The 13081-nt window shown below is 37.5% G+C and carries 14 protein-coding genes; 9 read left to right on the top strand and 5 right to left on the bottom strand.

The genetic code is table 11. From position 1 onward, the window contains the following. Positions 1-108: 108 nt before the first annotated feature. The 4 genes from ACFSR3_RS13315 (at position 109) to ACFSR3_RS13300 (ending at position 3486) form a co-directional block, all read left to right on the top strand. A complete protein-coding gene (locus ACFSR3_RS13315) occupies positions 109-879 on the top strand; it encodes a hypothetical protein (protein ID WP_379821628.1) in 771 nt (256 codons plus the stop codon). Positions 880-1029: 150 nt separating this feature from the next. Beyond that, positions 1030-1779, top strand: coding sequence for a hypothetical protein (locus ACFSR3_RS13310; protein WP_379821626.1), 750 nt, complete (start codon positions 1030-1032; stop codon positions 1777-1779). An 81-nt stretch (positions 1780-1860) separates the two neighbouring features. After that, a complete protein-coding gene (locus tag ACFSR3_RS13305) occupies positions 1861-2811 on the top strand; it encodes a GSCFA domain-containing protein (RefSeq protein ID WP_379821625.1) in 951 nt (316 codons plus the stop codon). Between the two features lie 72 nt (positions 2812-2883). Next, positions 2884-3486, top strand: a complete 603-nt coding sequence (locus ACFSR3_RS13300; protein WP_379821624.1) for a DUF4230 domain-containing protein — start codon at positions 2884-2886, stop codon at positions 3484-3486. A gap of 30 nt (positions 3487-3516) precedes the next feature. On the opposite strand, the gene ACFSR3_RS13295 is transcribed toward ACFSR3_RS13300, so the two are convergent. From ACFSR3_RS13295 to ACFSR3_RS13280, 4 genes are all read right to left on the bottom strand, one after another. Then, a complete protein-coding gene (locus ACFSR3_RS13295; protein WP_379821622.1) occupies positions 3517-5277 on the bottom strand; it encodes an aromatic amino acid hydroxylase in 1761 nt (586 codons plus the stop codon). Positions 5278-5569: 292 nt separating this feature from the next. Further along, the gene (locus ACFSR3_RS13290) at positions 5570-6130 is read right to left on the bottom strand and encodes a DUF4136 domain-containing protein (RefSeq protein ID WP_379821621.1); all 561 of its coding nucleotides are present in this window, start codon (positions 6128-6130) and stop codon (positions 5570-5572) included. A gap of 66 nt (positions 6131-6196) precedes the next feature. After that, positions 6197-8185 (bottom strand): urocanate hydratase, encoded by a 1989-nt coding sequence (locus ACFSR3_RS13285; protein ID WP_379821620.1) that lies wholly within the window; start codon positions 8183-8185, stop codon positions 6197-6199. 72 nt (positions 8186-8257) lie between these two features. Beyond that, a complete protein-coding gene (locus tag ACFSR3_RS13280; protein WP_158537839.1) occupies positions 8258-8434 on the bottom strand; it encodes a DUF5522 domain-containing protein in 177 nt (58 codons plus the stop codon). Positions 8435-8462: 28 nt separating this feature from the next. Between ACFSR3_RS13280 and ACFSR3_RS13275 the strand changes: the two genes are divergently transcribed. The 3 genes from ACFSR3_RS13275 to ACFSR3_RS13265 all read left to right on the top strand — a co-directional run bounded on the left by ACFSR3_RS13275 (position 8463) and on the right by ACFSR3_RS13265 (position 10661). Continuing rightward, positions 8463-8792: a hypothetical protein gene (locus ACFSR3_RS13275; RefSeq protein ID WP_379821619.1), complete on the top strand. Its 330-nt coding sequence runs from the start codon at positions 8463-8465 to the stop codon at positions 8790-8792. An 81-nt stretch (positions 8793-8873) separates the two neighbouring features. After that, the gene (locus ACFSR3_RS13270; protein WP_379821617.1) at positions 8874-9362 is read left to right on the top strand and encodes a DUF1761 domain-containing protein; all 489 of its coding nucleotides are present in this window, start codon (positions 8874-8876) and stop codon (positions 9360-9362) included. Positions 9363-9518: 156 nt separating this feature from the next. Then, positions 9519-10661, top strand: coding sequence for a peptidogalycan biosysnthesis protein (locus ACFSR3_RS13265; RefSeq protein ID WP_379821615.1), 1143 nt, complete (start codon positions 9519-9521; stop codon positions 10659-10661). Here ACFSR3_RS13265 and ACFSR3_RS13260 read toward each other — a convergent pair whose 3' ends face one another. Next, entirely contained in the window at positions 10662-11516 is an 855-nt protein-coding gene (locus tag ACFSR3_RS13260; protein WP_379821614.1) for a diacylglycerol/lipid kinase family protein, read from the bottom strand. Positions 11517-11606: 90 nt separating this feature from the next. Between ACFSR3_RS13260 and ACFSR3_RS13255 the strand changes: the two genes are divergently transcribed. Continuing rightward, positions 11607-12581: an App1 family protein gene (locus ACFSR3_RS13255; protein ID WP_379821612.1), complete on the top strand. Its 975-nt coding sequence runs from the start codon at positions 11607-11609 to the stop codon at positions 12579-12581. A 75-nt stretch (positions 12582-12656) separates the two neighbouring features. Further along, positions 12657-12965, top strand: coding sequence for a hypothetical protein (locus tag ACFSR3_RS13250; RefSeq protein ID WP_379821611.1), 309 nt, complete (start codon positions 12657-12659; stop codon positions 12963-12965). The last annotated feature ends 116 nt before the right edge of the window (positions 12966-13081 follow it).

Raw genomic sequence — 13081 nt, 5'->3', positions numbered from 1 at the left:
ATTTAATAGCCGTAATACTTTATGTGTTAAATACACGTTGAATATTACGGCTCTTTTATTTAGAACATTAAATTCACATACCAATTATTAAAAACCAAATCTTAAAAAATGAAAAAAATTCTTGCAATGGCAGCTATTGCCTTATTTATGGTGTCATGTACTGATGATGATTCTAACAGCACTCAGACAGGGAACAAACTAATAAAAGTTACAGAAACAGATTCTGACGGCGACTTTGTTAGCACCCTTACTTATGACGGCAACAAACTAATCGAGATAAACAGCAATGATGGTGAAAAAAGCGTGATTACTTATACAGGAGATCTTATAACCGAATGGAAATCATATGATGCCGACAATCAATTGATCTACAAAGATACTTACGAATACAATTCTCAAAACCAACTGGTAACATATACTGAATTCGCTTATGATGACGAATTTGGAGACGATGTATACAAAACTACATACGTACATAATTCTAACGGAACAATATCATTCACTGAATATTACAGCGATAATATTGACAACCCGGATAGTTTCACTCAGGATGCAACAGGAACTATTACTGAAACCACTCTTACTACAGTTTATGGCACTGGGGAGGACACCGAAGTTTATACCTATACGTTTGATGGAAAAAACAATCCGCTAAAAGGCATCACCGGTATGGACAAAATTGCTTTTGCCAATACTATGGGAACTACAAAATTCTATAATGAAAATGTAGTATCACAATCCTATTCGTATAATGGAGGTGCTTCTGTTGTGGAAAGCACAACTGTATACACCTACAATGCAGCTAATTATCCATTAACGCAGACAGAAACACAAGTAAACGGTGGTTACACAAGTACTACTGTATACACCTACGAATAATCCTTTCTAAAGTTATATAATTAAGAACCCAAACACATAGTGTTTGGGTTTTTCTTATTTAATGGTATTACGTATTTTTAAACCCAACCTTGACAGGCATTTTATAATTACTACATTTACAACCAATTTTAACCAATTATTTATTACACAATGAGAAAAGTTTTTGCTCTGGCTGCCACTGCTTTATTTATTTTCACTTCATGTTCAAGTGATGATAACACAAATGTTACAACACCTCAAGACAATACCCTTTTAAAAAAAACAACGTATATTACTGAAGGAGAAGCAACAATTACATATAATTACACTTATAATGACAATAAAATCATAAGTATAAATGGATCAAATGGCAGAAATACTATTTACACTTATACGGGAGATCTAATCACCAAAAGTATTACTACAGAAGGAACATTAACTATTCAAAATAATATAGAATACGATAACAATAATAGAAAAGTTTCTCAAATTCATCTAATCAGCCAGACAGAATTAAATTATGAAAGCGGCTCAAAAACCCTTTATACTTATAATGAGAATGGGACTATAACAATGACCATATATATAGGTGACTTAGAATCTCAAACGACATTTGACAGCACATATACTATCACTCAAAGCGAAGAAAGTCTTATCCAATTTGATGGCGACTTAGGATCATATTCAAACGTATTTGATAATAAAAAAAATCCTATGAAAAATGTAACTGGATATAATGAATTCATGAAACCTGAATCTTCATCTAAAAACAATTTATTATTTGGTTACAAAAAGAATGACACAAGTGATTACATATTTACATATACTTACGCCCTTAGTAATTACCCTATTACATCAACTCAAAAAATTTTAACTAATGGGGTATACAAGACATATTATTTAGAATACTTCTACGAATAATCCTTACTAAGGTTATATAATTAAACCCAAACACTAAGTGTTTGGGTTTTCTTTTTTAAGTTTACATTCAAAATTAAAGTAATGCAATTCAGTACGCCTATACCTATCGTAAAAAGCAATCACCCTATTGATTACAATTCTAAAATAGTCTCTTTGGGCTCGTGCTTTGCCGTTAATATTGGGCAGAAATTCGATTACTTTAAATATAGGAATACAACAAATCCATTCGGGATATTGTTTCATCCATTAGCTCTGGAAAAATTCATCGGTTATGCGCTACAGCAAAAGCAATTTACTGAATCCGATATCTTTCAGCTTAATGATCTCTGGCATTGCTTTGATGCACATTCTGACCTAAGCCATCCCGATAAAGAAGTATTACTAAATAATCTTAACCAAGCCTGCTCTTTGGCTTACTCCGAATTAAAAGAAGCTACACACCTGATCATAACATTAGGCACTGCATGGGTATACCGTAATAATACATCAGGTAATCTCGTTGCGAATTGCCATAAGGTTCCGCAAAAAGAATTTACTAAAGAATTGCTCTCTCCGGAAACTATCAGACAAAGCCTCGAAAGTATCATTGCAAGGGCAACAGAAGTTAACCCTAAATTGAATTTCATATTTACTGTTTCCCCGGTACGCCACATTAAAGACGGCTTTACCGAAAACCAGTGGAGCAAAGCAAACCTGATTTCTGCACTTCATCAAACGATAAACAACAAACAGCAAACGATAAACTACTTCCCGTCTTACGAAATAATGATGGACGAGCTACGCGATTATCGCTTCTATGCCAAAGACATGATACATCCATCGGCAATTGCCGTAGATTATATCTGGGAACGCTTCACAGAGGCTTATATCGCCTCTGAAGCGCAACAAACCATGAAATTGGCAGACAACATTCAAAAAGGTTTATCGCACCGCCCTTTTAATCCGGAAACGGAACAGCATCAGGCATTTTTGCAAAAACTGGATGAGAAGATAAAAACATTACAAAAACAACATTCGCATATTACATTTTAAAATTATCTTCAGTCTTTTTAAGTCAATCCTAACATAGAAACGTTACATTTCTCCTTATCTTTAAAATAAAAAATGGTTCGTAAAATACTCGCTGGTATTCTTGCAGTTATACTGATATTTCTGGCCTTTAAATATTGTGAATTTAAAAAGGATAATGCATCTGAGATAGAAGAAACTGCTCTTATACAGGAACAACTCCGCAATGTAAGAAAGCTGGTGGTTACCGAAGGACATTACTCAGAGGTATTAACTTTCAAAGACCAGCAGAAATACTTCTTAATTCCATTTGAAAAGAAAGCTTTGGTTGTAGTCAATGCAGATGTAACCGTAAGTTATGATCTTAGCAAGATTGAATATGATATTAATGAAGCTAACAAAACCATTACCATTAAAAACATCCCGAAAGAAGAAATAAAGATCAGCCCCGATCTGAAGTTTTACGACATTCAGGAAAGCACCTTCAATGAATTCTCTCACGAAGATTATAATAAGATCAATAAACAGGTAAAAGAAAGCCTGCGAAAGAAGATTGAGAAGTCTACATTAAAATCCAATGCGCAAAACAGGTTGATAAGTGAGCTTTCTAAAATACTTATCCTAACCAATACTATGGGATGGAAACTACAGTATAATGGTGAAGCAGTAAACGAGCAGACTATAGATGTATTATTATAAAAAAAGAGCGCTTTCGCGCTCTTTAGATAATTAAGAAACTTTCTCTTTTTCAAATATAAGTTCTAATCCGCCATCAATAAGATGTGCCACTTCAGGGCGTTTCTTCTTAACAGCATCCAGGTGCAGCATTATATCCTGCAATAATTCCTGATTATTATTTTTATGGGCCAACTCGGCAATTTCTACCGAAAGCAACCAATCGTTTCCATGTCTTTCTTTTAAAGAAGCAAAAATGTTGCCAAAGTTTCCATTTGAGTCTTTTCCTTCGCGAATGTTTCTAATGCTCAGGTATAAACCTTCAAGGTCTTCTCGTTCAGCAGATTTTTTAGCTTTAATGGTTTTGCTTGATGGAACGTGCGTTACCAAATCAAAACTGTTTACATCGGCAGGGCCTGAAAATGCAGAAACCACTTTTTTACCTACCGCCATATCATAGATACCCCATTCAGGCTGGAACAGCACTGTATCCCCATGAGTAACCGTACAGTCTTTAAAGCTGATGATAATGATCTTGCCCTGAATATTCCTTGTACCAGTGATGATTTCCCCACTTACAGTAATATCACCCTCAAATTCAAGAGTAACTCGTTTGCCTTCATAAATATCGTATGCCATCAAGTCGCGCGGACTCATATCTTCCACCGAAAGATTGATACCTTTCAGTTTCCCTACCGGGCTACCAAAACCTTCAGCATGGTATGATGTACCATGACCTACAAGCTCTTTCTCTCTATATGATAATGCCGTTTTACCGGTTGACTGTATATAAACAGGTTTACCTTCGTTTTCGATTACGTTTGTAAATACACCTGAAATCTGAATTCCGGTACTAAGTTCAATTGTACCCAGTGCTTTTGATTTTATCAGTTTCTGTACGCCGCTAAGACCTCCCGTACGCAGTGCCATTTTATTGGCAAACTCTTCCAGTACAAGGCTCAGGTAAGCAAAATCCGGTGTTACATAAAGCTGTGGCTGTGGTTTGGTAATATCAAATCCCTGATAAGCTGCCTCTATTGTGTAGGGTACTTTTTTTACATTATCGGTCATACACCATGCACTCTCACCAATGGATGAAAGCAATCCTGCTCCATATATCTTAGGATCTTCAACAGTTCCTATAAGTCCGTATTCAACAGTCCACCAGTGCAGGTTACGAATAAGTGCCATCTCTGAAGGTTCAACAACTGCATTCTGCAATTCGTCTACCTTTTTTTCAATAGCATCGATTTCCTCCTGTGGTGTACCTTCAGCTTCTTTTAAGATTGACAGCAAACGGATAGCTTCATATATCTCATAATCATGAGCCGAAGAGATTGCTTTACAACCTATCTCTCCAAAACGTCTTAAATATTCAGCATATTCAGGATTCGCAATAATAGGTGCATGTCCTGCCCCTTCGTGAATGATATCCGGAGCGGGAGTATATTCTATATGTTCCAGCTGTCTGATATCCGAAGCAATTACAAGTACGTTGTATGCCTGAAATTCCATGAATGCATTCGGCGGAATAAAGCCATCAACTGCCACTGCAGCCCAGCCTATCTCCTGCAATATCCTGTTCATGCCATACATACTTGGGATATTATCAATTTCGATACCCGTCTTTTTAAGCCCTTCAAGATATGAACTATGCGCTACCTTACTAAGGTAATCTACATTCTTACGCATAACATAGCGCCATACAGCCTGATTTATAGGCGTATAATCATTATAATCCTGAGGTTTAATAAACTGCTTCAGATGTTTTGGAAGCCTGTCTATAAGCGGGTTTGTTTCAATAGGTGCATTCATAATGTGCTGAACAATATTTACAGGGTAAAATTACGAATTTCTCACTTAACATTATTAAATCGTAAAATATATATTTTAATTACTCTAATTTTCAAAGTGATGTTAAAAATTAGTCAGAATTTAAAAAGCAAAGCCACGGCAGAAGCCGTGGCAAACAGAAACAAAGTAATAATTGAAATAACAATTGATTAAAACAGTAAATACATAACGTGCTTTAACAATGTTTTATTATATATTTTCTTAAAAATTTCATAAATAAAAAATCCGGGCTAAAAACCCGGATTCTATTGTCTTATTTCGTTTTCTTCTGCGGAGGATATTGCTTCATGATCTCGGCAACAAACTCATTGATTCTTGCCTGTTTCTTTTCACGGTCAAGGGTCAGCACTCCTGTACCTACACCCTGCCAAATCAGTTCTTTCTTATTAGTGTCGACCAGATCAATAAAAAGTGTTCCTTCGGTAGACTCCGTTACTGTGGTATAGTTTCCTCCCCAGTATCCGGGGCCTCCCCAGCCCCAGCCATAACCCCAACCCCAGCCAAAGCCGGCTCCGTAACCCCATTGGTTTACGTTAACCTCTTTGTTTGCTTTGGTAAAAAAGTTAACCAGTACGGCAGGATTATCACTTTTTGTAAATCCTTTCTTCTGGAACTCGGCATCAATGGCATTTATTATCCTCTTTTTGTCAAGATCGGATATTTCAGCCTTTTCTATAGCCTTATCTAAAAAGCCATAGGTCTTATACTGTGTAAAATCAGTAGCATCATCATAATCAGAATTTACCGATATAGAACTGCACGAAGCCGCAATGGCCGTTATAAACAGTAACGAGAGCAATTTTACAGTCTTCATAATTTTAAAAGTTAATGGTTCATAGCAATTAAAAACAATGCGCCGATAATTAACTTTCGCCATTATCTAGCCCAGTAAAGCGTCGTCAACTATATTTGGCAATGTTACCTTTAGCAGCGGCTGAACTTCCATAGCTCTTTTTATAGCAAAAACAGCTTCTTCATTTCTTGCCCAGCTTCGGCGTGCGATCCCGTTATTTACATCCCAGAAAAGCATTGATTCTAAACGTCTTGACGCCTCCGGAGAACCATCAAGAACCATACCAAATCCGCCATTTATAACCTCTCCCCAGCCTACACCACCACCATTGTGAATGCTCACCCAGGTTGCCCCGCGGAAACTGTCTCCAATAACGTTATGGATGGCCATATCGGCTGTAAAGCGTGAACCGTCATAAATATTAGATGTTTCACGGTACGGAGAATCTGTACCCGATACATCATGATGATCGCGACCTAAAACTACAGGGCCTATTTCACCTTTAGCAATGGCTTTATTGAATGCTTCGGCAATGTTTATCCTACCCTGCGCATCGGCATATAATATACGTGCCTGAGAACCAACCACAAGTTTATTCTCCTGCGCACCGTGTATCCATTTAATGTTGTCCTGCATTTGCTGTTTGATTTCGTCCGGAGCCGTTTTAGCCATTTCTTCCAATACAGAAGCAGCAATAGCGTCCGTTTTGGCTAAATCCTCCGGTTTACCTGAAGCACATACCCAACGGAATGGCCCGAATCCGTAATCAAAACACATTGGTCCCATAATATCCTGAACATAACTTGGGTATTTAAAGTCGATACCATTAGCTGCCATAATATCTGCTCCGGCACGCGATGCCTCAAGAAGGAAAGCATTTCCGTAGTCAAAGAAATACGTTCCTTTTGCCGTATGTTTATTGATAGCAGCAGCCTGACGACGTAATGACTCCTGTACTTTTTCTTTGAACAGCTCAGGATTTTCGGCCATCATAGCATTTGACTCTTCTAACGAAAGACCAACAGGATAATAACCTCCCGCCCACGGATTGTGCAGCGATGTCTGGTCACTACCCAAGTCTATGTAAATATTATGCTTATCAAATGCTTCCCATACTTCTACCACATTACCTTGGTAAGCTATGGAAACCACTTCTTTATTGGCTTTTGCCAATTCAACTCTCTTTATAAGTGCGTCAACGTCGGTTATCACTTCATCCACCCATCCCTGAGAATGACGTGTATGTACCGCTTTAGGATTTACCTCGGCACAAATAGTAATGCAACCGGCAATATTACCTGCTTTAGGCTGAGCACCACTCATTCCTCCAAGACCTGAAGTAACAAACACTTTACCCTCAAGGCCTTCTCCGTTCTTAGATATTTTTCTACCACCATTAAGAACTGTGATGGTTGTACCATGCACAATTCCCTGAGGACCTATGTACATATAGCTACCCGCAGTCATCTGGCCGTATTGGGTAACACCAAGAGCATTGAATTTCTCCCAATCATCCGGTTTAGAATAGTTAGGAATCATCATACCATTAGTTACCACTACCCTTGGCGCTTCCTTATGCGAAGGAAACAACCCCATTGGGTGGCCTGAATACATAACCAGCGTTTGCTCATCTGTCATTTCGCTCAGGTATTTCATGGTAAGCCTGTACTGAGCCCAGTTTGAGAATACAGCCCCGTTACCACCATAGGTAATAAGTTCGTGCGGGTGCTGTGCCACGGCATAATCCAGATTATTCTGTATCATCAGCATAATAGCTTTTGCCTGGGTTGATTTTCCCGGATACTCATCAATAGGCCTGGCATACATTTTATAATCAGGGCGAAGACGGTACATATAAATACGTCCGTATTTTTCAAGCTCTTCCGTAAATTCTTTAATCAATTCTGCATGATGTTTCGGCTCAAAATAACGAAGCGCATTGCGAAGTGCCAGTTTTTTTTCCTCTGCAGTTAGAATCTCTTTACGTTTCGGAGCATGATTGATGTCCGTTTCATAGGGCTTAACAGCCGGTAAAACCGAAGGTATTCCTTCCTGAATTTGTTCCTGAAATGTCATATTTTATAGTGTTCAGTGTTCAGTTTCCAGTGTTCAGTTTTGCATAGATGCCAACTGATCACTGACCACTGCTTACTTTTTAAATGTTCCTGTTTTCTTATCGTAACCGTATGGGCAATGGCGGCATCCGCTTTTACAGCAGTAACCGCGCTTTAAATGAAACCTTTCGGTAAACACTTTGTACCCCTCGGGTGAAAGATAATAATCTTCGCCTTCGGTTAATTTATTTTCAGAATTTTGCCCTGTCATACGCGCAAATTTATGAACTTTACATTTAATGATACTAATCACATCTAAATATTTAATCCCGAAAGGATATGCCGGCATGGCTTTATTTCCATTTATCATTTTACACGATAAAAGGATGAAAGAAAATCACAGGCTTATCAATCACGAACGTATTCACCTGCGCCAACAGGCAGAAATGCTTATAATTCCCTTTTACATCTGGTATGTATGCGAATATATAATACGCCTGATCAGTTGTAAGGACAAAAAAGAAGCTTACCGTAATATTTGTTTTGAAAAAGAGGCATACAGTAATGAATCAGATAATAACTACCTGAAAAACAGACATTTTTGGAATTTCATAAAATTCTTAGGCTGAAAAAAGTAATTATTCAATTTTTAGATATCCGTTCACAAAAAAACATAAATTTGTTATACCAAACACTAAAACAAAACAATTATGCAAATCAATTTTCTGGCTATTCTTGTAGCCGCATTAGCAACATTACCTGTTGGTTTCATCTGGTATAACCCAAAAGTATTCGGAACAATCTGGATGAATGAAACCGGAATGACTGAAGAGAAAGCAAAAGGCGCTAACATGTTTAAAATTTTTGGCCTTACTATCCTGTTTTCATTTATGATCGCCTTTATTCTTGAATTTCTCGTTATCCACCAGTTTGGAGCATCAGGAATGGTTGGGGGGCCTGCCGCAGCTGATATCAAACCATCGTACCATGCTTTCATGGTTGACTATGGCACGGCTTACAGAACCTTCAAACATGGTGCACTTCACGGATTCATGACCGGGCTTTTCTTTGCTTTACCTATAGTAGGCATCAATGCACTTTTTGAAAGAAAGAGCTGGAAATATATCCTTATTAACGGTGGCTATTTTATTGTTTGCCTTACCATAATGGGTGGTATCATCTGTGCATGGGAAAACTAAATAATATACAATGAATCTCCTTCGGGAGATTTGTTGTTTTACACCCCTAGTGACCGGACTTCAGAACAAAGTAAGCAGGACTTGTAACAAAACAAGATACCGCTCGTCATCTCTATATTTGCTGTAAGCTTGTAAAGCAGTACCAACATTATCTCATTGAAACCAGACTTATCATTTCGTATATATTCAACTTCGGCTTCACTTCCCGAAGACTGGGATACTATTTCCAAAAACAACATATTTCTTTCTGTTGCCTATATGTCCATTCTTGAAAAAGCAGCTCCTGAAAACATGGATTGCCATTTTATAGGACTTTTTAGGAATGATAAACTTTGTGGTATTGCATTAGCTCAGCATATCGACCTCAGTAAGGTAAATACATTTGTAGAAGATAAAAAAAGCTTTTGCTTTAAAGATTATGTTTTTGGTCTGTTCACATCCCATACGCTTGTAGTAGGCAATAATATGCTTACGGGACAAAATGCTTTTTTACTCACCGACGAAATAGCCACATCAGAGGCTTTAAAATTACTTCGAAAAACCATAAAAGAATTAATCCATATCTATAAAAAGAAAAGGATACGACTAAATATGCTTGCGGTAAAAGATTTTAACGCTCATGAATTACCTGACTTTAAAACTGCCGGATTTAAAGGATATTATCAGTTTTGCACACAGCCTAACATGATATTTGACATCAAACCGGAGTGGCTGTCTATTGATGATTATCTATCTGATTTAAACACCAAATACCGCACACAATATAACCGTGCCCGAAAGAAAGCAGAGGGAATTGAAAAAAGAAAACTTACTGCGCAGGATATAAAAGAACAGGAACAAAGAATTCATGATCTGTACATGACTGTTGCCCGGAATGCATCCTTTAATACCTTTCATCTACCCGAAGATCATTTTACAATTTTCAAACAGCAACTAAAGGACAACTTCTTATTTTACGGCTATTTCATCAATAATGAGCTTGTTGGCTTTAGTACACTTATCAGAAACGGCTGCGATATGGACACCTATTTTTTAGGTTATGACGACAAAGTTCAAAAAGAAAAAATGCTGTACCTGAATATGCTTTACGACATGGTTAGTTATGCCATAAAAAAGCAATTCAAACATGTAATATTCGCCAGATCAGCAATGGAAATAAAAAGCTCTGTCGGTGCAAGAGCAGAGCAGGTGTTTGGCATTATCAAACACACCAATCCTATCATTAATCTTTTCATGCCGAGGCTATTCCCTTATTTTGACCCAAAAATAACCTGGAAAGAGCGAAACCCTTTTAAATAATCAGGGAACAGCAACACGCATCTGACGGTGTAACACTTCTATCTCCAGACGCTCCTCTTCTCCGCAATACTCGCCATCAATCTGAAAACTAACTGCCCTGTTGGTCGTGATAAGGGCATTATCAGTAGAAATAATTTCAACATCCTCATCAGCATCAACCGGCATATTACCGGTAAGTATTTTTCCTATCAGAAATATATTAAGGCTCTTGAGAATAACAATCTCAAATTTACCGTCATCCATAATACCTACGGGATTAATGGTTACGCCTGTCCCATACTTTTGCGTGTTAGCTATTACCACCATTCGTGCCTCAGTAGTCAGAGTCACACCATTTGCATGAATCGTAACTTCAAAAGGATCATCAAGTTCGGTTAGCGTATTAAGCGCCTGCAAGCCATAGCCTAATTTCCCTCTTAAAGAACTATTTTCATAATTACGTATAAGTTCTGCATTGGCTCCAATATCGCTCAAATGCAGGCTCTTTTTTCCATTAATGGAAACCATATCCATTTCCATAACAGAATCACCAAAAGCGATATCAAGATTCTCTTTTATATCTACGGAAAGCTTAAGATCTACAGACAGACCATTGGCCGATCCGGCAGGCAATACACCAATCACAACATCATGTTTTTCTACGGCTTCAGCAACTATCTTTATGGTTCCGTCACCACCGGCCACTAATATACGTTCCGGTTTATGTTCTTCATATAGCTGATGGATTGCCTTTTCATCATCATTACCGGTAGTTTCAAACATAACCAGCTCAACACCTCTTTCCTTTAAATAGTGAGTTGCTGTATCTATTAATTCGGTTTTATCGTTGCCTCCTGAAATAGGATTAACAACCATTAAACATTTCTTTAAGGAAGCCATCTTAGTTTTTTTACTAAATTTAGATAAATTGAAATAGTGAAACTCTTATCAAATTTATAAATTTTAATGAAGCCCATACTAAAACTATACCGAGGTTATGCCAACGAAGAAGAACTAATTGTTTTTGGTCATGTTGTAAGAACATCGGCACCGGGAAATTATGAATTTGAAAAGAAACGTTTTAAAAATGCAAAATCAGTACTACAGGTATTTCGCATAAAAACCATACCTAATGCTGATGTTTATCTGGAACATAACGGAATCAAAATACATACCAAAGCTTTAGACGACGGTTATTTTAAATTCTGCATCCCTCTAAAAGAAAAAGAGAGAGCAGGACATGGATGGATGGACTACCAAGTGAGCACATTTCATGAAGGAAAAGAAATTATCGAAAAAGGTAGCTTTATAAGACCTCACGAAGGCAACTTAGGTTTTATATCTGATATTGACGATACTTTTCTTGTTTCCCATACCCGTAACGTACTCAAAAAAATATACATATTACTATTCAGAAATGTAAATGACCGTAAGATTTTTCAGGATGTCGTACCACATTACCAGGCCTTGAGTACAGCAGGCAGAAATAACAAAGATGAGCAAAATGCCTTCTTCTATGTATCGAGCAGTGAATGGAATCTTTATAGGTTTATTGTAAAGTTTACCGAAAAACATGACCTGCCAAGAGCCGTAATGCTTTTAAAAGACATTAAAACCAGCCTTATGGATTTTTTTGTCACAGGGCGCGGAAATCACGGGCATAAGTTTGGCAAGATAAAGCACATCCTCGAATTTTACCCTCACCTGCAATACACCCTTTTGGGTGACGACTCTCAGCACGATCCATTTTTATATGAAGATGTATGCAAAATATTCCCTTTAACCGTCAAGGCTGTTTACATACGCCAAACAGGATCAGCTAAAAAAGAAAAAGCAGTTAGAGCCGTTAAAAATATGGAATCTATGGGTGTTGCTGTCTGTTATTTCAAGGAAAGCAAAGAAGCTATAGAGCATTCAAAACGAATAGGGTTAATATCTTAAAATTAAGTTATTTATAGATTTATCTATTTTCAAAAACTGTAATTTTAACAAATAAACCAGGTAACACTTAAGATCATGAAAAAATTAATTCTTATGTCAGGTCTTGCCATACTCCTTATGGCATCCTGCAAAAAGAAAGAAGAACCAGTTCCACCGGTTACACCGCCACCTGTTGAAGATCCTGCTCCACCAGCTACTCCGGAACCTCAGACACAAACAACCACAACTACAAATGTGACTGTTCAGAAGACTGAAGAAAATCCGGACGGAACCTCAGTTAGTGTGAGTAATGACGGATTCAGTGTAAAGAATAAAAATGGCGAGGCGACAAACAACGTAACCATTTCCAAAAAAAAAGCTGAAGTAGAAATTAAAACGCCATAAAAAAAATCCCGCAAATGCGGGATTTTTTTATGCGTTGTCTCGTCCTGAAAAAAGTTGACTAATAAATGTCAATATTATGAAAAATCAGGATTTAAAGGGGACCGGTTTATCCCCGA

The sequence above is a fragment of the Flavobacterium suzhouense genome (assembly GCF_042684765.1).
Classification (GTDB): Bacteria; Bacteroidota; Bacteroidia; order Flavobacteriales; family Flavobacteriaceae; genus Flavobacterium; species Flavobacterium suzhouense.
Note: the sequence above shows the minus strand (reverse complement) of the source record. Positions and strands in the feature narration are given on the sequence as shown.